The following is a 22,034-nucleotide window of genomic DNA, read 5'->3' on the forward strand; positions in this document are numbered from 1 at the left end:
CCTCTTCTGAGGCCTTTTTATTTTATTCTGCTGTTTCTTTAGGTGTATTGTTGAATACAGCTAAATGATAAATAATCACTAAATTCGCTATAAACCACAGATCTTTAATTACAAACTGACCTAATCGCTCAAACACTGTAACGCTGCTAAGCGCATTAGGTGCGGTAATTAAAAAAGTTTGTGTCATGATAAATACCGAGCAACAGGCTAGTCCTGCAAGTAAAATAAGTTTCGCATTTCTGATAAATAAGCCAACACCTAACAGCGCCACACTCAAAATATCAAATATGCCAATCGCATTTGATGCTCCTTGCACGCTAAAAACAATATACAACCAAGACATAAACGGTGAAGATTCAACAAGGCTAACAATCGCATTTGCTTCAAAAGCAAAAAACTTCATGGCGCCAATCCAAACCAGCACTAATGCCACCGATGCATAATTTAAGGCAATATGCGCTTTATCACTTAAAGCATCTTTATAAAACACAAATAAAAACAGCGGAATAACAGCAAAATACTTAATGATCCCCTGCCCCGACCCAATTACAGGAAAGCCCCCTTCACTTGCAAGCCAACGATTAGCGCCAAACAGCGTAATCAAACAGAGCAGTGATATAGCAAATGCAGTGATGCTCGGAAGCGCTCTATTAAGAAACCCTAAATGTGAATGAAGGCTGGTAATGCCAACAAAGCAAAATGCAAAGCCTGCAATCATACTCATGATGTGATCAGGTACCTGAGTCTCTAAGCCATAAAACGAAAATATACTGCCAATAGCATTGGGGTTTGCCCCCAAAATAAAAGACAAACCCAATAAAGAAAAACTGATAGTAATAAGTGCAATCACTAAATTATTTGATGTACGTAAATTCATTTAAACCCCTCTTTACTGCTTGTTTAAAAGACCTTAGTTAGGGGTAAAAACATTCATAATTAAATAAAATATAAGAAAAGTCTGAGTACTACTTTATCCAGGTAACTGAAAAACAACTAAAAGAATCGCTGCTATTTACCGTTAACTAGGCAAAAATAAATCTCTTTTATTCAATATCAGCAATTTTGTTCAAGTTTTTAGGTTGCCTGCTTCGCTATATTGGCGTAGGAATAATAACGAAGCGCACAACCTTCAGGAGCATCTGTGAGCAAAAACAATCACTTTAAGTACATCAACAACGAACAGCATCAGAGCATCTCGATGTTGACGGCGACTATGAGTGATTTTACCTATGCAAAGCATGCTCACGAAGAGTATTCAATTGGCATTACTCTACAGGGGCGGCAAGATTTCTTTTGACGTAATGCGTTTTATAAAAGCGTACCTGGCAATGTTATTTTGTTTAACCCTGAAGATATTCACGATGGTCACTCTGGCACTGAGCAAAACCTAGAGTATCTAATGCTGTATATTCATCCCGATGAATTTCAGCCTTTGTTCAAAGCGCTAGGATATAAGCAAGATTGCACATTACGTATGGCAAACACCTTATATGCTGATCCATTACTGCGTAATCAAGTGATTCACTTATCAAGGCTTTTACAAACAGATTGCACGAGCAAAATAGAGCGAGAAGCTGCACTACTGCAAATGGCGCAGTCTTTAGTAAGGCTCAACGGAAGCCTTGATTTACCGCCATTAAGCACCCGTGTTGATAGCTTACTACTGCGCGCAAAAGACTATATTTTGGCAAATATCGACAATGACATCTCTATTGATGACATTGCCCATGCTGCCACTATGTCGAAGTTTCATTTTATCCGCCGCTTTCGCGAGCACTTCGGTATTACTCCACATCAATATGTTTTGAACTGTCGTATTAATTATGCCCGTAGAGCGTTACAGGTTGGCCGCGATGCCACCAGCGTGGCGGTTGAATCTGGTTTTGCAGATGCCAGCCACCTCAATCGTAACTTCAAACGAGTATTCGGTATGACACCAAAACAATTTCAACTGCAATGGGCTCGTAGATAGAGCTAAATTACTGATTTGGAGCTGTTATGGCAGATATTTTTGCATATGCTATTGGCATTATGTACACCCCTGGGCCAATCAATTTACTCGGTTTAAGCAGTGGCTTAAATAAACAAACACGTTCACACCTTGGGTTTTTTATCGGCGTGGGTAGCGCGATGTTTATCTTATTTGTGCTGCTTGGCTACCTTGGCTTACAAGTGATCAATCCGCAGTTTTTGCCTTATGTGAGCTTAATTGGTTGCGGCTATATTTTGTATATTGCTTGGAAGGTCGCAAAAGCAAATGTACAGGTGAGTGATACCTCAGGGGATACCTCACTTAGCTTTTTCGATGGCCTGTTTATGCAGCTATTAAATCCAAAAGCCTTGGTGGCCACTTTGCCAATTGCTACGATTCAGTTCCCAAGCGCAGATATTACCGGCGCTGCAATCGTATTTTGGTCTCTTATTTTAGCCATTCTTGCCTTTGGTGCTCCTACAAGTTACTCGTTAGCTGGCTTAATGCTTGGCAAACAAGTATCACGACCGGGTGTTTTTAATGTGTTTAATAAACTGATGGCTGTTTTGTTGGTTTATGTCGCGCTAATGATTGCCTACGAGCATGTGCTGACCCCGTTAATGGCCTAAAATTGATCATCCCGAGCAAACAGGCATAATAGCCTTATTCAGCAAACAGTTATCACAAAACGATGCAAGGCAATCTATCTATTCGCTCTTACAGTACTAAGCCTGTTAGTCATAGCCATGACTATCATCAACTTGTACTGCCTTTAAAAGGTGTGATTGCTATTAGTGTGGGTGATTTTCAAGGTAAAGTCGCCCCCGGTGAATGCGTGGTTGTCAAAGCCTCGCAAACGCACCTGTTTACCGCAATGCCAGAAGCCCGGTTCGTGGTGGCCGATATGCCAAAGCTACCAGATAACCTGGCCACTGCTGAGCGCTGCGTGTTTGCTATTAATCAATCACTTTGGGCATTTTTGCAGTTTGTGGCAAAGCAACTTGAGCAAGCGGTTAATAATGAGTTAGAACTTGCCATGTTTAACACCTTCGATTTGCTGCTAGCTGAGCAAATTATGCAGCCTAAGGTCGACAGCCGAATTAGCGAGGCACTGCTTTATATTGACAGTCACTTAAGCATTCCTCTTCACATCAAACACCTTGCCAGCATTGCCTGTTTAAGCCCAACGCAATTTAAGTTGCTGTTTAAGCAACAAACCGGATTGACTGTCATGAACTATGTAACCAAACAGCGAATGGAAAAAGCCCAAGCCTTACTCAGCCATACCGACTATCCGTTACAACGTATTAGTGAGTTAGTTGGTTACAATGAGCTTTCGTCTTTTAGCCGCAGTTTTTCAAAGTACTTTGGTTTATCACCAAGTAAATTCAAAAAATAACTTTAGTTTTTAACGTCAACAAAACCGTCCTTTTTGTCAAAAATTGCACATCAATTCTGATTATGCTTTTGATATCTTAAATTTAAAGCGAATCACCAATGAACCATACCATCGCGACCATTGCCGTTTTAGTTGCCAGTGTGTTTTGGGGCACAACGGGTACAGCCGCAAGCTTTGCACCAGACATTAGCCCTTTTGCAATAGGAGCCTTTGCGATGGGATTTGGCGGGGTATTACTTTGCCTAACCTCACTAACTCAGCTAATAAACAATGCGAGTACACTGCGTAAGCATTACCCTCTAACCCTACTAGGCTCAGCCTGTGTGGCTATATATCCTCTAGCATTTTATACCTCAATGAATAGCGCTGGCGTAGCAATTGGCACTGTTGTTTCGATTGCCAGCGCCCCTTTATTTACCGTCTTATTGGAATACTTAATTGAGAAAAAGCCTTTTGCAACTCGCTGGCTAGTCAGCTTTTGCTTTGGTGCAGTAGGCATTTGCTTAATCGCGTTAGGCAAAGACTCACACTCTGCTGCTAAGGGGCTGTTTAGCCAAAACATCGGCATTTTACTTGGCTTAATTGCAGGGCTTACCTATGCGGGCTATTCATGGGTTGCCAAACGTTTAATTAGCAACGGCGTTCATTCAAGAGCGACTATGGCAAGCCTATTTGGCGGCGCTGCATGTGTACTCTTGCCTTCGTTATTGATCACTGGAGATACGCTTTTTGCCACAGTTACCAATACCAGCGTGGCGCTTTACATGGCCATAGTGCCGATGTTTTTCGGTTATTGGCTATTTAGTATTGGCTTAAAAACCATAGCTGCGAGCCAAGCCGTGCTCATTACTTTACTTGAGCCTATTATCGCCACCGTACTGGCTATTGTTATTTTAAATGAGCAATTTCAGCAAATTGGCTGGCTTGGAATTGGTTTAGTGGGCGTTAGTTTGGTAATTCAAACGGTCAATATTAAGCAGTTCGTGATACACTGCAAAAAACGCATATTGACGATTTAAGATGAGAAAAGACAGCCGACTATCGCGGGTTTTACATGTGCTGATCCATTTAAACAGTTACAGCCACCCTGTTACATCAGAGACATTAGCAAACATGTTAATGACCAACCCTGTGGTTGTACGCCGTACTATGGCGTTACTACGTCAAGCGGGTTATGTATCGGCAATAAAAGGTCACAATGGCGGCTGGCTACTGGCCACTCCCTTAACAGACATCACTTTATTTGATATTCACCAAGCGCTTGGCGAAAAGAACCTATTTGTAATTGGTCTAACCGATGAGCACAGCAACTGCCCTATTGAGCATGCAGTTAACAGCGCCCTGCAAAATGCGATGGATGACGCAGAAGCACTGTTATTAAAACGTTTTGCTGAAGTGTCGCTTGCAGAGCTTGCCAGTCAATTTAAAAAGTAGGCTTACCTTGAAAAACTTGGTGACTTCACAAACTTATACAACACTGTAATTGGCAGGGGTTTACTAAAGTAATAGCCTTGTACTTGAGAACACTCAAGCTCTTTCAGTATGTTCAGCTGCTGCTCGCTTTCAACGCCTTCAGCAATTGACTCCATATTTAACGCGCTGGCTAAATCAATCATGGCTTTAACAATTGCCTTATCAGCATCGCTGGGGTTTTCTAAATCATCAATAAATGATTTGTCTATTTTGAGCTTATCAAGCGCAAAGTCTTTTAAGTAATTCATTGATGAGTAGCCTGTGCCAAAGTCATCAATCGACATTTTAAACCCTGCTTCACGCAGTTTAGTAATCGTACTTAAAGCAAACTGAGGGTTACCAATGGCAATTGTTTCCGTTAATTCAAGTTCAATACATTCAGGCTCAATAGAGTAAGTTTGTAATACCGAAATTAAATCACCAAGCAGCTGCTTTTTAACAAACTTCGTTGCCGATAGATTTATTGCAAAGGTCATTGCTGGCATATTGTCATCTTGCCACTGGCGAATTGTTTTAACAGTATTTTCGAATACCCAGTCATCAATTTTGCTAATGAGGCCACTGCTTTCAGCAATGGGAATAAACTCAGCAGGTGATACATTGCCTAATGTTTCGCTGTGCCAACGTAATAATACTTCAACAGCCACCACAGCACCTGAGGCAATATCAATTTGCGGTTGAAAGACTAAATAAAGCTCATTATCTTCAAGGGCAAAATTAAGAGCATTGATGATTTGTAATTGCCTAAGCCCAGATTTATTCATTTCTTCGGCGTAAAATAACGCATTGTTTCTACCTAACCGCTTAACCTCAAACATCGCTGATTCAGCCATTTGCAATAGGGGCTCAAATTCTTTACCATCAATTGGAAACAAGGAAACCCCGACCGATGCTGTAACAACAATGAGTTCATCATTTATTGTAAGTGGCTCACTGATCACTTTTAATAAATCGTGGCTGCTCTTATTTATAGCGCCGGTGGAGGTATAGGGCGTGATAAATGCAAAGCGGTCGCTTTGCAGCCGTGAAACCATAATATGCTCACCCATAAAGTTACAAATTCGCGCACTCAAGCTTTGTAACACTAGGTTGCAACTTGCCATACCCAATGCTTTATTGAGAATTTTAAAGTTATCTAAACCAATTAAAATAAAGGCTGCTTTTGTATCTGCTTGAAGCTTAATGGTTTGTTCAAATTCCATCTGCAACTTGTCTTGGTTTGCAAGCCCCGTTAGCTGATCAAAATAAGAAAGTTGATGTATGAGGGTTTCACTTTCGACTTCTTTGGTTACATCATGCTGAAACGAAATGTAGTTACTTACCTTCCCTTGCTTATCCATTATTGGGTAAATGGTCGTTTGCTCAACAATCACCTTACCGTGCTTGGTCATGTTAACCAAAGCACCCACCCAGGCTTTTCGATTTTTTAAGTGCTCCCACATTGTTTGATAAACAGCTGGTTCAGTTTGACCGGCACTGATTTTATGCGGGCTCTGACCTATTAGTTCATCATACTCGTACTGACACATATCGAGGTAAGCGCGATTCATATACTCAATTTTTGCATCTGTATTGGTAAACATAATGGGGTGTGGGTTTTGCTCAACCGCTTGAGACAATATGTGCATGCGTTTGTTTAGAGTAATTTTATGAAACCATTGCCACACTGACTCAGCCCAAACCGTTAGCATGTTTTTATCTTGTACACTAAACACCTTGCTTTGATGCTGCAAAATAATGGCCATATGGCACTGACTATGGCGTATCACTGGCACCACTAACAATGAGTTAGAGTCGCCAGGTAACCCGTATTCTTTCGCATGTTTTCGGTTAACAATGACAGCTTGCCCTGCCGCAATTTTGCCTTGTAACTTTTCAGTGCACACATCAAAAACATTACCTTTCTGGGCTCGATAATCATGTTGCTTTTGTTCGTTACAAATAAACAAGGCTGCGCCATCGCAATTGGTAATTTCGAGGGCTTGATTAACAGCATAATTCAACAACACATCTTGATCGTCTTGAAACGAAATTTCGGTTAGCTGTAATAAACCCCTATTAAATTTACTTTGCTGAGCAAGTGCCGCCATACGCCCAACTTTATCCGACACATCGCGGGCGTTTACTAAATACGTTGGTCCATCATTATCGTGTTCGAACAAGGTAATCGAAAATTCAAAATGAATAACCCAACCATTTACGCTAATGGGTAAGGTATTGACCAAACAAACAGCTGATTTTTTTGCCTCCATTAGCGTGCGCACAAAATCTTGCGCATCAGATTTTTCAAACATACTACTAATATTTTGCCCAACCATCGCTTTAGTAAAGACATGGCTATCGGAGTTATCACTGAAGACTTCGCGAAAAGTACCGTCTTTTTCTAGCTCAAACACAGAGTCTGGCAGTGCAGTAAGTGTTGCTTTTAACTGATTAGAGGAGTTATCTAGTGCTGCATACGGTTTAGTTACAGTTTCAACAAAGAGGATTTTATACAGTAAAAAGTAGGTGAGCCCTTTATATACATGCCCAAAAAAATTAAAGGTGTTGGTGGTATGCGACGCATCATTAGACACCACAAAACAGGCCTCACTTAAAATAGCTAATAGGCAAACTAATGTTTTACCGGCAATATTTAAATTTGTTCTGGGCTTACGAAGTTGTGTCGAAAACATCAAAACAGCGGCACCGTATAGCGCTAAAACAAGTAGATCAATTAAAAACTTAATATGGCTACCACCGACTCCTTCTATGTATATGTCTGGCAGTAAACCTGGAAAATAAAAAAGAGAGCTTGCAATAAACAAACTAAAAAGCAGTAAAGAGGTAAGTAAGGCACGCGCATTTAACGGTTTATATTTAACCCAAATCCCTGCTGCAATAATTAAAAAAGCAGCTCCATTAAATAACCGAGCAATGAGCCAAAAACTTAATACCAAGTTCATGTCTGCATTGCCTTCGTGCATGCTGTCAAAAGCTAAAAAGTGCAATGAATCAAAAATGGCAACGCACAACATGGTGCAAGAAAGTAATAACAGTTTGTAGTTATTGGTGAAATGCCAAGTGTTCCAACCAATTGCAAAAATTAAAAACGAGATCACAACTGAGAACAATTCGACGCTCGTATGCATTGCTACATAAAAAGGAATAGCAGCAATAAGCCCTAATCGCTCAAGTAGTAAGACAATAGCCAGCAGCAATACCCCTACCGCAACATAAGGTACTGTGTGTAAAAGCTCTTTATGATGTGATGGATGAACAACGTATTTCACTAAAGTTTTTGACTATGTTTAATTATTACCCTTAGAAAAAAGAATAGTAAAAATAGCTAGTAACGACAGTGAAATACCAAAAAAAGATGAGATCAATGCGCTAAGTATGACTTAGCGCATCTTTTATTATGCTTTTTTGAATGGATTACGGGTATCTTGGTCGGCATCTAGATTACGCATTAAAATTGCGTGATCTAAATCGATATCTTCTGGCAGAGGGATTTTAACAATATGACCTGAACCTTTTGCATCGCTAATGGCTTCGCCTTTTTTGTTTTCCATAAAATCCAACTTAAAGTTGATGTTACCTTTTGGTGTCATAAGCTCAAGTGAATGACCAGTACAAAACTTATTTTTAACATCAATTTCAACTAAACCATTATCGTTGCGGCCTAATACTTCACCGACAAACTGCTGTTTATCTGACACCGAATGACCATACTCATAGTTTTGATAGTCTTGATGCGCATGACGCTTTAAGAACCCTTCGGTATAGCCGCGGTGCGCTAAGTTCTCGAGAGTTTTAAATAAGTTTGCGTCAAATGGACGGCCAGCAACGGCATCATCAATGGCTTTACGATACACTTGTGCAGTACGAGCAACATAGTAGAAAGACTTGGTACGGCCTTCAATTTTTAAACTATGCACGCCCATTTTCGTCAGTTGATCAACATATTGAACTGCACGTAAATCTTTTGAGTTCATAATGTAAGTGCCATGCTCGTCTTCAAAAGCAGGCATGTACTCACCAGGGCGCCCTTGCTCTTCAAGCATGAATACTTCGTTACTTGGTGCACCATCACCTAGGGTTGGGATCACCGCTTTAGGGTCAATTTTATGCACCATTTCGCCGGTTTCATTCTCGGTGCCTGGTTTCACATCGTAGTTCCATCGACATGCATTGGTACACGTTCCTTGATTTGGATCGCGTTTATTTATATAACCCGATAGCAAACAACGGCCAGAGTACGCCATACAAAGTGCACCGTGAACAAACACTTCAAGTTCTGTATTTGGGCATAGTTCACGAATTTCAGCGATTTCTTCAAGCGATAATTCGCGCGATAAAATGACTCGCTCAATGCCCTGCTGAGCCCAAAAGTTCACTGTGGCATAGTTCACCGCATTGGCCTGCACAGATAAGTGAATTGGCATGTCTGGCCATTTCTCTCGCACTAACATGATAAGCCCAGGATCAGACATGATCAGCGCATCTGGTTGCATCTCAATGACAGGCTCAATATCGCGTAAATACGATTTTACCTTGGCATTGTGAGGAGCGATGTTTGACACCACATATAATTTTTTATTTTGCGCATGGGCTTCGTTGATACCAACTTGCAGGTTATCGAGGTCAAACTCATTGTTACGAACGCGAAGGCTATAACGAGGCTGGCCAGCGTAAACGGCATCTGCGCCATAGGCAAAGGCATAACGCATATTCTTTAAGCTACCTGCAGGTGATAACAACTCTGGCGTAAAAGGACGAGGGGTCAAAATAGGTGACGACATGAAAGCTCCACACATCGAACCGAGTACAAGTCGGTTGCATGAATTAATACAAGAATGAAGCGCGGCAGTATAATAACCTGCCCAGTAATTTTATTGATCTAGATCATGATTGGTGAAAACTCAGCAAACAAGCTGTGAACCTATAAAAAGAAAAAAGGTGACCAATCCTATGACCACCTTTTTAGATCAAACTCAATTAACTATCCAGGGTAATTGGTTTGGATTTGCTAATGTTAACAGCCAAAAAAGCTACAACATATATTCTTTAATAATTATGTAGTTATATTATATGCTAAATGTGATTTTTTGATTACAAAAACTACAACAACAGCACTTCTTCAGTTTCAAGCGCAAAGGTTTTGCCGTTTGCAAAACTAATATCGATATAAAAAATATGGCTACTTTCAACTTCAGGAGCTTGGTTAGGTTTTAGTTCAATAAATATAGGTGCAATAGTGGGGAATACGCTTGTGAAGTCTTCTACACTGGCATAGTTGCCATCACTGTAATAATCAAAATCATTAACAAACATCTCTGTGATATCAAACACGCTATTTAAACTCGTACCCGCGGTGAATTCATTGTTGTAATCAGCGCTTGAGTAAATATTAATAGCTGTAATGGTATTCGCGCTCCCTAGTACCACAGCTGGGATAGCACACTCTGCATACTCTTTATTAGGGTCGGGCTCATTTCCTTCACTATAAACACCTTCACCAACACCGCCTAATTTAATGGTATAGGCATCATAGGCGAGTGCTGTATTAGCTGCGCTTTGCTCTGGGGTTACAACATAATTATTAATATCGATTGCAATGGGGTAAGGAGAGCACTCAAGCTCATCGTTTGAGTCTGAATTACAGCCAGCTAAACAGCTTGCAAGTAAACTAGCCAGTAAAAGATTTTTCATTATTGTCCTTATTAGTTTTATCATTTCCTGAGTTAATAATTGCCTATAAAATAGGCCGCAACAAGTACTTAACTGCTAAAATTCGCTCACACTTTATACCCGCGTTGCTATACATGGTTAGGGTTCATGAAAATGCCATCAAATGACTATTTAATTAAATTAGGAATTTTCACGTAAAGCGCGTATAATTCGCGCCCGTTAATATTTAACCTTTTAAATTTAAAATTATTGGAGCATAAAGATGGCTTTAGAGCGTACTTTTTCAATCGTAAAACCTGATGCAGTTGCTAAAAACCACATCGGTGCTATCTACAACCGTTTCGAAACTGCGGGTCTTAAAATCGTTGCAGCTAAAATGGTTCACCTTTCAAAAGAAAAAGCTGAAGGTTTCTACGCTGAACACAGCGAGCGTCCTTTCTTCGGTGCTTTAGTAGAGTTCATGACATCTGGTCCAGTAATGGTTACTGTTCTTGAAGGTGAGAACGCAGTACTTAAAAACCGTGAAATCATGGGTGCTACTAACCCTGCTGAAGCACTAGCTGGTACTTTACGTGCTGACTACGCAGACAGCATCGACGAAAATGCTGTTCACGGTTCTGACGCTGTTGAATCAGCTGCACGTGAAATCGCATACTTCTTCGCTGACGAAGAAATCTGCCCACGTACTCGTTAATTTCGAGTTCACAGCTAAGTCTGTGATGCAGAAGAAAAAGGGCTTTCGGGCCCTTTTTTAGTCATTAGCTAAGCTTATTGTAAATATGTTTAGCTAATGACTAAGTCGATTAAATAATGTACAATCGCGCACCCAAACTACTTACCACCGTCACTGATTGAGGTTGTTTCATGACCACTGAAAAAAAGATTAACTTATTAGATTTAAACCGAAATGCAATACGTGAGCTTTTTGTATCATTCGGTGAAAAGCCATTCCGTGGCGATCAGGTGATGAAATGGATTTATCATTTTGGTGTAGACAATTTTGACGACATGACAAACGTCAACAAAAAGCTAAAAGAAAAACTAAAAGCTGAATGTGAAATTGTTGCTCCTGAAATCTCAGTTAGACAACAAGCAAGTGATGGCACCATCAAATACGCCCTGATGCTACAAGGTGGCCAAGAAGTAGAAGCTGTTTGGATCCCAGAAAAAGACCGTGCAACTTTATGTGTTTCATCACAAGTAGGTTGTGCCCTTGAATGTACTTTCTGCTCAACAGCACAACAAGGCTTTAACCGTAACTTATCTGTATCTGAGATCATCGGTCAGGTATGGCGTGTTGCAAAAGACATTGGTTTAAACGGCGATAGCACTAAGCGACCAGTTACTAACGTGGTAATGATGGGTATGGGTGAACCATTACTCAACCTTAAAAATGTAGTACCAGCAATGGAACTTATGATGGACGACTGGGGTTTTGGTTTATCAAAGCGTCGCGTTACTTTAAGTACCTCTGGTGTGGTGCCTGCTCTTGATTTATTAAAAGAGAAAATTGACGTAGCGCTGGCTATTTCACTTCACGCACCAAACAATGAGCTGCGTGATGTACTGGTACCAATTAATAAAAAGTACCCTATCGAAGAGTTCTTAGCGGCGTGTCGTCGTTATATCGATGGCTCTAAAGCAAACAAAGATGTGACTATCGAATACGTGATGCTACAAGGTGTAAACGATAGCACTGATCAAGCACACGAATTGGTTAAAACTCTTAAAGGTACACCTTCAAAAGTGAACCTAATTCCGTTTAACCCATTCCCAGGTAATGAATATGGCCGTTCGAGCAACAGCCGCATCGACCGCTTCTCTAAAGTATTACAAGCAGCGGGAATTACCTGTATTGTTCGCCGTACCCGTGGTGATGATATTGACGCAGCTTGTGGGCAATTAGTGGGTGATGTTGTAGACCGAACTAAACGTTTAGCGAAAAAGAAAATGCGCGAAGATAACGCTATTGCGGTAAATGTTCACCAAGCATAAGCGTAATTTCTAAAGATAAGCCTTTGTGACAAACTCGTTATTTTTAAAATAATAGATGCAACACAAAGGCTTTTCGGTAAGATAGGCATACGGAATCAAAGAAGAGATTAGGTAATGCGTTCTATACTTGCCATTACTGTTGGTGCATTCGCATTAACAGGGTGTGTTACAGAAAACAGCTACGAAGGTAGCGACAGACCCGTTGTTGAAAAACAGGTTAATAATACCGGTGCTGCCCGTACTCGTATCGCCCTTGCGTTACAGTACTTAAAAACGGGCAACAACTCGCAAGCAAAATATAATTTAGAACGCGCCGCAGATTTTGCACCTGACCTCCCAGAAGTTCACTACTCTTTAGCTTATTACTATCAACAGGTTGATGAACCTGAGCTAGCCGATAAAGCCTATCAACGCGCACTAAAAATCGCCCCTAATGATCCGAACACCTTAAATAACTATGGTGTCTTTTTGTGTGGCATTGGCGAATATGATCGCGCTGCAGAAGAACTTCTTAAAGCTATTGCTGTTCCTAGCTATATCCGTGTAGCTGAAAGTTACGAAAACTTAGCCTTATGTGCGATTGAATTTGATGATTTTGAAAACGCAGAAAAATATCTAAAATCTGCGCTAAACCACAGCTCGCAGCGTCCATCATCAATGATTAGTCTTGCTGGTTTATATTACGCAAAAAGCGATCTTCACAAAGCTGAAGATATCATTGAAAGATACGAATCGTTAGGCCGCGTAACCCCCCGCGCACTCATGCTCAGCTACTTAATTCAGCAACGGATGGGCCATATTGAAAAAGCCGAAACAACGGCAGGTATCATTTTACAAACCTACCCAGGTTCGAGCGAAGCAAAAGCAATTACTACAGGGCGAACTAAACGCTCAGAATTTGAAGTTCTACGTGAAAAATACCGTCAAGCGCAGCTTGAAGAACTGAAAATCTCAAGCGATAACAGCACGGTTAGCAAAGATCAGCCAAAAATTCGCATCGTGAAAAGAAAAGCGCCTGCTAAACAAGCTGTTGTTGCACAGGCGTCAGTGGCTGCTACCGGGCAAAGCCTTGTAAAGACCACAAATGTTCCAACAACTAATGAACAAACTTCTCTAGTTGAGCAGCCAACTGTAAACAAAACTCAACCCGAGCCACAAACTGTAGCGCAAAGTAATAAGCAGGTGCCTACTGAGGTAAACTCAGACAGCCAAGAAAAGCCCGTAACAGAGACACTCGCCTCTTCTCAAACAGTCAATACAACGCCAGAGACGCTCACAAAGCAAACTGACGAAGGTTTCCAAACGGTTAGCTCTCGAAAAGTTGAACAGGCTGCTGTTATTGCAAAGCAACAAACAAGCACGCAAAGCAATGATGAAGTGACCATAGTGTCATTTGGTGCACCGCAAACGCCAAGCGTTCAACAACAAACGCCAGCAAACTCGCAAAATACCAAAAATGATGCCAGCACTGTGGTGTTTTACGAAGCAGAAAAAGACGAAAACGTATTTAGTGGCAGTCAAACAACGACGTCAACCGCCAATAGCACTGACTTTAGCGTGACAAACGAGCCGCTTAACTTACCCATGCTGAACGCAAATGTACCGGCGCTGAATATCCCGTATCATATTATTGAAAATGGTGAAAACCTCTTTAGCATTTCGGTGCGATACAATGTTAAACTACAGAAGATTTTGCTGTGGAATGGCTTAAAAGAATCGGATCGTGTACAAAACGGTACTCGCATTTATTTGAACGATCCGAACATTTATCACGACATCAATGATGGCGACACACTCTTTAGCATAGCCACACAGCATAGCGTATTGATCGATCAGTTAATGCGCTGGAACAAATTGAGCCCAGATGTAGCCCTAAAACCTGGGCATAGACTCTTATTGGTAGATCCAGACTCATACGCATTATGAATGAAGAAAACAATTTAGAACAACCACAAGAAACGCTCGGCCAAGCGCTAAAAAAGCGCCGCGAAGACGCAGGAATGAGCCTTGAGCAACTTGCTGGTGCATTAAAGTTATCAGTTTTACAGTTACAACGACTAGAAAACGACGAGCACGAACTACTAGGCCCTGCGACCTTCGTAAAAGGTTATATCAGAAGCTATTGCCGTGAGCTTAGAATCGATAGCCAAGCCATGCTTGAATTACTGCCAGAGCACGTTGAGCCTGAGAAAAAGTCAAAAATGCAGAGCTTTTCTCGCCGCACAGAAAAAGAAGCACATGACAGCCGTTTAATGCTGTTTAGCTACTTTATCTTAGCGGTGATCATTGGTTCGTCTGTGTTTTGGTGGTGGCAAAATAGCAACCAGAATATCGAAGAGCCGGTCACGACTGCGATGCCAAATCAGCTCGAAAGCAGTGATATTTCACCCGACTTAGCTGTAGAAGCGCCAGTTGAAGAAACCATTCAACCACTCGCTGAAGGCGAGCAAGAAATCGTTCAGCCTGAAGCTGATGCGCCAACGACCAGCAACGAAGCACAAAATCAAGCTGCATCACAAAACCAACCTGCTGCTCAGCCACAAACTGAAAAGGCTGATCCTGAGCATAGCGAAGTGGTGATGCACTTCAATGAAGATAGCTGGGTAGAAATTCACGATGGCAACGGCGATCGAATTGCTTTTGGTGTTAAAAAAGCAGGTTACATTATGACAGTAACCGGCCCACAGCCGTTTAATGTAGTATTAGGCAAGCACCAAGTAGTCGATATTACTTTTCAAGGTCAAGCCGTCGATACCTCACATTTTGCCAAAAATCGCTTAGCTAAATTTACTTTACCGTTATCAGAGTAACCGCAATGTTTTCAGAATCTCCTATTAAACGCAGAAAATCGACCCGTATTAACGTAGGTAACGTGCCAATTGGTGATGGTGCGCCAATTGCCGTTCAGTCGATGACTAACACCAACACCCTAGATATCGATGCAACGGTTGCACAAATTCAAGCTATTCAAGATGCCGGCGCCGATATTGTGCGTGTGTCTGTACCTACCATGGAAGCAGCTGAAGCATTTAAAAGCATTAAAGAACAAGTCACTATCCCGCTGGTAACAGATATTCACTTTGATTACCGTATTGCATTAAAAGTGGCTCAGTATGGTGCGGATTGTTTACGTATAAACCCGGGTAACATTGGTAGCGAAGAGCGTATTCGTGCCGTTGTAGACTCTGCACGTGAGCATAACATCCCTATTCGTATTGGTGTTAATGGCGGCTCATTAGAGCGCGACTTACAAGAAAAATACGGTGAACCAACGCCAGAAGCTTTACTTGAATCAGCTATGCGCCATGTTGAGATCTTACAACGTTTAGACTTTGACCAATTCAAAGTATCCGTTAAAGCGTCAGATGTATTTTTAGCGGTCGGTGCATATCGATTACTTGCGAAAGAAATCGACCAGCCACTGCATTTAGGTATTACCGAAGCAGGCGGTATGCGCTCGGGGTCGGTTAAATCGGCTGTTGGTTTAGGTATGCTACTTGCCGAAGGCATTGGTGACACATTACGCGTATCACTTGCTGCCGATCCGGTACAAGAAATCAAAGTGGGTTTTGATATTTTAAAATCATTACGCATTCGCTCGCGCGGCATTAACTTTATTGCCTGCCCGAGCTGCTCACGCCAAGAGTTTGATGTGGTAAGCACCATGAATCAACTTGAAGAGCGCCTTGAAGACGTGGTTGAGCCTATGTCAGTGTCGGTGATTGGTTGTGTAGTTAATGGTCCTGGCGAAGCGCTGGTTAGTGATATCGGCCTTGCTGGTGCGAACCGTCGCTCTGGCTTATACATCAATGGTGAGCGCCAAAAAGCACGTATCGATAACGATAACATTGTCGACCAACTTGAAGGCTATGTGCGCGACTTTATCGCTAAAAAAGAGAAAGAAACGCCAATCGACATCAAAATCGTTGAATAATTCGCATATACTCGGCAAACCCTTGGGTTTGCCGTTTACCTTTACTGCTTAGACGGTATAATGACGGGTCAATTTTTTAGTTTTTCTTGAGGCGCGATTTTTTCAGCGCAAGTACAGTATTTAGGATTTATAAGTGGCAAAACAAATTCAGGCAGTTCGTGGTATGAACGATTGTCTGCCAGGCGATACGCAAATTTGGCAGAAAGTAGAAGACATTTTACGTGAAACAGTTTCATCGTTTGGTTATCAAGAAATTCGTTTTCCAATTGTTGAATCAACCGACCTATTCAAGCGCTCTATCGGTGAAGTAACCGATATCGTCGAAAAAGAAATGTACACCTTTGCAGACCGTAATGGCGATAACTTAACTCTTCGCCCTGAAGGTACCGCAGTGTGTGTGCGTGCAGGTAATCAAAACGGTTTACTGTATAACCAAGAACAACGTTTATGGTACATGGGCCCGATGTTCCGTCACGAGCGTCCACAAAAAGGTCGTTACCGTCAATTCCACCAATTTGGTTTAGAAACATTCGGCATTGCCACTGCCGATATTGATGCAGAAGTTATTTTGCTGACAGCCCAATTATGGAAAGAGTTTGGTATCAATGAACACGTTCGTCTTGAGCTTAACTCACTGGGTTCAAATGAAGCGCGTGCAGACTACCGTGATGCACTTGTTGCTTACTTAGAGCAACACGTCGATGTACTTGATGAAGACTCTAAGCGTCGCATGCACACTAATCCTTTACGTGTGTTAGATAGCAAAAACCCTGATGTACAAGCTATTTTAACTGATGCGCCTAAACTATCTGAGCACTTAGACGCTGAATCAAAAGAACATTTTGAAAATTTATGTGAACGTTTAGACGCTGCAGGCGTCGAATACACGGTAAATGAAAAGCTTGTACGTGGCCTTGACTATTATAACCGCACTGTTTTTGAGTGGGTAACCGATAGCCTAGGCGCACAAGGAACCGTTTGTGCCGGTGGTCGTTACGATGGTCTAGTTGAACAACTAGGCGGTAAAGCAACACCAGCGGTAGGTTTTGCAATGGGTCTTGAGCGTTTAGTGTTATTACTTCAAGCACTCGAAAGTGTAGGTGACATCCGCCGTAGTGCTGATGTATATTTGGCAGCCATGGGCGATAAAGCCAGCATTCAAGCGCCTATCATTGCCGCTCAATTACGTAAAGATGTTGCAGGTCTACGTGTTATGGTGCACGCAGGCGGTGGCAACTTTAAAAAGCAATTAAAACGCGCAGATAAAAGCGATGCGCTAGTCGCAGTTATTATCGGCGAAGATGAATTAGAACAAGGCGTTGTGACTATTAAGTACTTACGTGAGCGTAAAGAACAAGTCACCTTAAAACTAGAAGAAGCGAAAACGCTACTAGCTGAGCTTATTTAAGCCCAGCTAGCAACAGAGGTAAGCATGGAAATTTATTCAACAGAAGAACAACAAGAAGAAGCGATCAAACGCTTTTTCCGTGAAAATGGTTTAGCACTTGCAATTGGTATTGTTGCAGGTTTAGGTGGTTTATATGGTTGGAAAGCTTATAACCAAAACCAAATCACCACAGCTGAGAAAGCATCTGACTCTTTCACACAACTTGTTGAAAGCGGTGCCGTGCTAGAAAAAGCGGATACGTTTATTAAAGACAATGGCGAGTCAAGCTACAGCACGCTAACAGCATTTGTAGCAGCGAAAGAAGCCGTTGAAAAGAATGACCTTGATGCAGCAAGCGAAAAGCTTAACTGGATCATCACCAACGAGCAAAACCCTGAGCTTAAAGCAACGGCAACAACGCGCCTTGCTCGTGTTCACCTTGCACAAAAGCAATATGAGCAAGCGTTAACAACGCTAAACGCCCAGCTTCCAGCATCATTTGCTGCTGCAGTCGCTGAATTAAAAGGCGATGTTTATGCTGCACAAGGCGACAAAGACCAAGCTCGCAGCCAATACCAAGCTGCTGCTGATAATGGCGGCCTTGAAAACAATCCGTTATTACAAATTAAACTTGATGACTTAGCACAAACTAGCCCAGCGGCGTAAGGGGTTAAGATGAAGAAGTTAACAGCGGCAACACTTGCTCTGTGTATCGCAACCCTGACTGGGTGTTCGTCAAGTGATGACGAAGAAGAATTGGTACTGCCTGAAATTGTTAATCAATTTGAGACAGAAGTGGTTTGGCAAGAATCAATTGGTGATGGTGTTCAGCACTATTTCTCGCGCTTAACGCCGGCTATTCATAACGATGTTGTGTATGTAGCAAACCGCGAAGGTGAAGTTGAAGCCCTATCGCTTGAAAATGGTGATACGCTATGGCAAACAGATGTACGTGAAAACCCAGCCTTTTGGCCTTGGGAAACCACAGAAAGTGCCAAGCTATCGGGCGGTATTTTACAAGCTTACGGCAAAATTTTCGTTGGTTCTGAGCATGGTTATTTAACTGCTCTTGACCGTGAAACAGGTGAAATTGTTTGGCGTAAAACGATGCCAGGCGAAGTACTTTCTAAACCAGCTGCAGGCGACGGCCTAATTTTTGTAAACCTAGGCTCAGGTAAATTATTAGCTGTACACCCAGATACAGGTGAAGAGCGTTGGAGCTTTGAACAAGAAGTGCCACCACTAACGTTACGTGGTCAAAGTTCACCAACTGTAGCCAACGGTGGTGTATTACTAGGTCTTGAAACAGGTAAATTAAGCGTATTAATTTCTGAAAATGGTTACTCTGCGTGGAGTGCTGAAATTGCTTCTCCAAAAGGTGCGTCTGAGTTTGAACGTTTGGTTGATGTAGATACACAAGCATTAATCAGCGGTCCATATGCTTATGCAATCGCCTATAATGGTAACTTAGCAGCCGTTGATATTCGTTCTGGTAATGTTGTTTGGAAACGTGAGTACAGCAGCTACCGTGATTTATCAATGGATAGCCAGTCTATCTATGTTGTTGATAGCGATGGTGTTGTTTACGGTCTAGATAAAACATCAGGTATTGAGCGTTGGAGCCAACCGGCATTACGCGGCTGGTACTTAACAGGCCCTACCGTGGCTGGTAAATATTTAGCATTAGGTGACCAAGAAGGTAACCTACACTGGTTAGACAAAGAAACGGGCGAGCTTGTATCGCGCGAAGACTTTGACAGCTCAGGTTTCTTTATTGAGCCAGTTGTTGCCGGTGACAAGTTAATTTTATACACCCGAGATGGTGAAGTTAGCGCGGTTAAAATTCCAAACTAACTTACTAATAGTAAACGTTATTTTTCTAAGGCTTCGCTTGGCGAAGCCTTTTGTTGTTTTTTTAAGAGGTAGTTTATGCTTCCCGTGATCGCTCTTGTTGGGCGACCCAATGTGGGCAAATCCACATTATTTAACCGTTTAACACGTACTCGTGACGCCCTCGTAGCCGACTTTCCAGGCTTAACACGAGATAGAAAATATGGCCAAGCTGATTACGATGGCTATGAATTTATCGTGGTAGACACGGGTGGTATTGACGGTTCTGAGCAAGGTATCGAAACTGAAATGGCTGAGCAATCGCTACTAGCGATTGAAGAAGCCGATATCGTGCTATTTTTAGTTGATGCCCGCGCAGGTATGACCGCCGCAGACCAAGCGATTGCTAACCACCTTCGTAAACAACAAAAGAAATGTTTTGTTGTGGCAAACAAAGTTGATGGCATTGATGCAGATTCATACTGTGCTGAGTTCTACCAGTTAAGCTTAGGTGACGTGCATCACATTGCTGCGGCGCATGGCCGTGGTATCACGCAATTACTTGAAACAACCTTACAGCCAGTTATTGCAGAACTTGCAGGCGAAGCTGAAGAGCTTGAAGAAAGTGATGACGAACTGGTTGATCTTTACAGCGAAGATGAAGAAGGCGAAGACAACCAGCAAGCCTTTGCTGACAAACCAGTAAAGCTTGCTATTATCGGTCGCCCTAACGTTGGTAAGTCAACACTTACAAACCGTATCTTAGGTGAAGAACGTGTAATCGTTTACGATATGCCGGGTACAACCCGTGATTCTATCTATATTCCAATGACACGTAACGACAAAGAGTACATTCTTATTGATACTGCGGGTGTTCGTAAGCGTAAGAAAGTAAGCGATGTTGTAGAAAAATTCTCTGTGATCAAAACCCTTAAAGCGATTGAAGACGCTAACGTGGTATTGCTTGTGGTTGATGCACGCGAAGGTATTTCTGATCAAGATTTAAGCTTACTTGGTTTTGCCTTAAACGCAGGTCGTTCATTGGTTGTTGCTGTTAACAAATGGGACGGCCTTGATGATTACGTTAAAGAACGTATTAAGTCAGAGCTTGACCGTCGTTTAGGTTTCATCGATTTCGCACGTTTACACTTTATCTCAGCTTTACATGGCACAGGTGTAGGTCATTTATTTGAGTCGGTAGATGAAGCATACGAGTCAGCAACTAAGCGTATCAGCACAGCGATGCTGCGTCGTATCATGGATATGGCACAAGCCGATCACCAACCGCCACTTGTTCGTGGTCGTCGTGTAAAACTTAAATATGCTCACGCAGGTGGTTATAACCCACCACGTATCGTGATCCACGGTAACCAAGTTCATGACTTACCAGATAGCTACAAACGCTACCTAATGAACTACTACCGTAAAGCATTAGGTATTATGGGTACGCCAATCAAAATTGAATTTAGAGAAGGCGATAACCCATACGCGGGTCGCACTAATAAAGTGACTTTATCGCAAAAACGTAAAATTCGTGCATTTGCGAAAGAAAACCGCAACAAGTCGTAGCTACTACAGCTAAGCTTTAAGTATTAAAAAAACCTTGTGAGTATGACTTACAAGGTTTTTTTATTGCTAAAACTATGCTTTATTTAATAAACGAACAATAAATAGAGCAGCATAAATGGTATTTTTAAGTCAGGTTATTTACGTCGATAACGTAGAAGAAGTACTCGACTTTTACTATCAAGCATTTGGTTTAAATACCAACCATATCAGTGACGATGCCGAGTACGGTGAACTTGTTACAGGGTCTGTAAAACTTGCTTTTGCGACCCACCCGCATGCACAGTCATATTTTAAGCAAGGGTATATTCGTGCCCACCCTAAGCAACCTGCACTAGGCTTTGAGCTAAGGTTTAGCTGCCATAATTTAGTCGAAAGTTACGATAAAGCTGTACTTGCTGGTGCTGAGCCATTATGCCCGCCAACTAAAAAAGACGCCCAGCATTATGCGTATGTTCGTGCTATTGAAGGCACTTTAGTGTGTTTATTAGAAGATTAGCCGAAACGCTCTGATCAGCGAAGGCAAGATTAAATCTGAAGAAACGATATACCACGGTATTGAAAATGCCGTTGATGCATTTCTTGGTCTGTTCGAAGGTAAAAATAAAGGAAAAATGCTGGTTAAGCTTTAACGCTTAATAACTAATAAAGCCTGTATCTTAGTTGGTACAGGCTTCTTTTTAGGCAAGTTTAAAAAATACGATTGCCGCAACAAGCATCACCTTGCGCTTACAAACCTTCATACTCGGCCTTCCTTGGTTTTAAAATTTGCTTTCTGCAGTCAACCATATCCCAACAATCTGTT

20 protein-coding genes and 1 pseudogene are annotated in these 22,034 nt (G+C 41.8%); 17 read left to right on the top strand and 4 right to left on the bottom strand.

The genetic code is table 11. The features are described from left to right. Positions 1-22 precede the first annotated feature (22 nt). On the bottom strand, positions 23-877 hold the full coding sequence (locus AN394_RS16690) for a DUF417 family protein (protein ID WP_055022050.1): 855 nt from the start codon (positions 875-877) through the stop codon (positions 23-25). Positions 878-1,141: 264 nt separating this feature from the next. Here AN394_RS16690 and AN394_RS22340 point away from each other — a divergent pair, with 264 nt between their 5' ends. The 7 genes and pseudogenes from AN394_RS22340 (at position 1,142) to AN394_RS16715 (ending at position 4,805) form a co-directional block, all read left to right on the top strand. Then, positions 1,142-1,297 (top strand): hypothetical protein, encoded by a 156-nt coding sequence (locus AN394_RS22340; RefSeq protein ID WP_235576277.1) that lies wholly within the window; start codon positions 1,142-1,144, stop codon positions 1,295-1,297. A 24-nt stretch (positions 1,298-1,321) separates the two neighbouring features. Further along, positions 1,322-1,576 (top strand): annotated as a pseudogene (locus AN394_RS22440) (AraC family ligand binding domain-containing protein); the annotation flags it as partial. A gap of 12 nt (positions 1,577-1,588) precedes the next feature. Further along, complete coding sequence (locus AN394_RS22445) at positions 1,589-1,972, top strand: helix-turn-helix transcriptional regulator (RefSeq protein WP_268795668.1); 384 nt, start codon at positions 1,589-1,591, stop codon at positions 1,970-1,972. 26 nt (positions 1,973-1,998) lie between these two features. Next, positions 1,999-2,601, top strand: a complete 603-nt coding sequence (locus AN394_RS16700; protein ID WP_055022051.1) for a LysE family translocator — start codon at positions 1,999-2,001, stop codon at positions 2,599-2,601. 62 nt (positions 2,602-2,663) lie between these two features. Further along, a complete protein-coding gene (locus AN394_RS16705) occupies positions 2,664-3,371 on the top strand; it encodes an AraC family transcriptional regulator (RefSeq protein WP_055022052.1) in 708 nt (235 codons plus the stop codon). A 98-nt stretch (positions 3,372-3,469) separates the two neighbouring features. Next, positions 3,470-4,390: a DMT family transporter gene (locus AN394_RS16710; protein WP_055022053.1), complete on the top strand. Its 921-nt coding sequence runs from the start codon at positions 3,470-3,472 to the stop codon at positions 4,388-4,390. A gap of 1 nt (position 4,391) precedes the next feature. Beyond that, complete coding sequence (locus AN394_RS16715) at positions 4,392-4,805, top strand: Rrf2 family transcriptional regulator (protein WP_054562624.1); 414 nt, start codon at positions 4,392-4,394, stop codon at positions 4,803-4,805. Positions 4,806-4,807: 2 nt separating this feature from the next. Here the strand turns inward: AN394_RS16715 and AN394_RS16720 are convergent, their stop codons facing one another. The 3 genes from AN394_RS16720 to AN394_RS16730 form a co-directional block, all read right to left on the bottom strand. Beyond that, complete coding sequence (locus AN394_RS16720; RefSeq protein WP_055022054.1) at positions 4,808-8,116, bottom strand: EAL domain-containing protein; 3,309 nt, start codon at positions 8,114-8,116, stop codon at positions 4,808-4,810. Between the two features lie 126 nt (positions 8,117-8,242). Next, positions 8,243-9,628: a tRNA 5-hydroxyuridine modification protein YegQ gene (gene yegQ / locus AN394_RS16725; protein WP_054562626.1), complete on the bottom strand. Its 1,386-nt coding sequence runs from the start codon at positions 9,626-9,628 to the stop codon at positions 8,243-8,245. 319 nt (positions 9,629-9,947) lie between these two features. After that, positions 9,948-10,538 carry a DUF5034 domain-containing protein gene (locus AN394_RS16730; protein ID WP_055022055.1) on the bottom strand — a complete coding sequence of 197 codons (591 nt, stop codon included), beginning with the start codon at positions 10,536-10,538 and terminating at the stop codon, positions 9,948-9,950. A gap of 241 nt (positions 10,539-10,779) precedes the next feature. Here AN394_RS16730 and ndk point away from each other — a divergent pair, with 241 nt between their 5' ends. The 10 genes from ndk (at position 10,780) to AN394_RS16780 (ending at position 21,728) form a co-directional block, all read left to right on the top strand. Next, positions 10,780-11,211 carry a nucleoside-diphosphate kinase gene (ndk, locus tag AN394_RS16735; RefSeq protein WP_036972405.1) on the top strand — a complete coding sequence of 144 codons (432 nt, stop codon included), beginning with the start codon at positions 10,780-10,782 and terminating at the stop codon, positions 11,209-11,211. 170 nt (positions 11,212-11,381) lie between these two features. Further along, complete coding sequence (locus AN394_RS16740; RefSeq protein WP_055022056.1) at positions 11,382-12,512, top strand: bifunctional tRNA (adenosine(37)-C2)-methyltransferase TrmG/ribosomal RNA large subunit methyltransferase RlmN; 1,131 nt, start codon at positions 11,382-11,384, stop codon at positions 12,510-12,512. Between the two features lie 114 nt (positions 12,513-12,626). Beyond that, a complete protein-coding gene (gene pilW, locus AN394_RS16745) occupies positions 12,627-14,438 on the top strand; it encodes a type IV pilus biogenesis/stability protein PilW (protein WP_055022057.1) in 1,812 nt (603 codons plus the stop codon). Then, positions 14,435-15,322, top strand: a complete 888-nt coding sequence (locus AN394_RS16750) for a RodZ domain-containing protein (protein ID WP_054562630.1) — start codon at positions 14,435-14,437, stop codon at positions 15,320-15,322. Before pilW ends, AN394_RS16750 begins: the two co-directional genes overlap by 4 nt. A 5-nt stretch (positions 15,323-15,327) precedes the next feature. Next, the gene (gene ispG / locus AN394_RS16755; RefSeq protein WP_054553525.1) at positions 15,328-16,446 is read left to right on the top strand and encodes a flavodoxin-dependent (E)-4-hydroxy-3-methylbut-2-enyl-diphosphate synthase; all 1,119 of its coding nucleotides are present in this window, start codon (positions 15,328-15,330) and stop codon (positions 16,444-16,446) included. A 133-nt stretch (positions 16,447-16,579) separates the two neighbouring features. Further along, a complete protein-coding gene (gene hisS / locus AN394_RS16760) occupies positions 16,580-17,854 on the top strand; it encodes a histidine--tRNA ligase (RefSeq protein ID WP_055022058.1) in 1,275 nt (424 codons plus the stop codon). Between the two features lie 24 nt (positions 17,855-17,878). Beyond that, positions 17,879-18,499 (top strand): tetratricopeptide repeat protein, encoded by a 621-nt coding sequence (locus tag AN394_RS16765; RefSeq protein ID WP_055022059.1) that lies wholly within the window; start codon positions 17,879-17,881, stop codon positions 18,497-18,499. A 9-nt stretch (positions 18,500-18,508) separates the two neighbouring features. Continuing rightward, on the top strand, positions 18,509-19,687 hold the full coding sequence (gene bamB / locus AN394_RS16770) for an outer membrane protein assembly factor BamB (RefSeq protein WP_055022060.1): 1,179 nt from the start codon (positions 18,509-18,511) through the stop codon (positions 19,685-19,687). 75 nt (positions 19,688-19,762) lie between these two features. Then, positions 19,763-21,232 carry a ribosome biogenesis GTPase Der gene (gene der / locus AN394_RS16775; protein WP_054553521.1) on the top strand — a complete coding sequence of 490 codons (1,470 nt, stop codon included), beginning with the start codon at positions 19,763-19,765 and terminating at the stop codon, positions 21,230-21,232. Between the two features lie 115 nt (positions 21,233-21,347). Next, a complete protein-coding gene (locus AN394_RS16780) occupies positions 21,348-21,728 on the top strand; it encodes a VOC family protein (protein ID WP_055022061.1) in 381 nt (126 codons plus the stop codon). Positions 21,729-22,034: the final 306 nt, after the last annotated feature.

Source organism: Pseudoalteromonas sp. P1-26 (genome assembly GCF_001401795.1).
Taxonomy (GTDB): Bacteria; Pseudomonadota; Gammaproteobacteria; order Enterobacterales; family Alteromonadaceae; genus Pseudoalteromonas.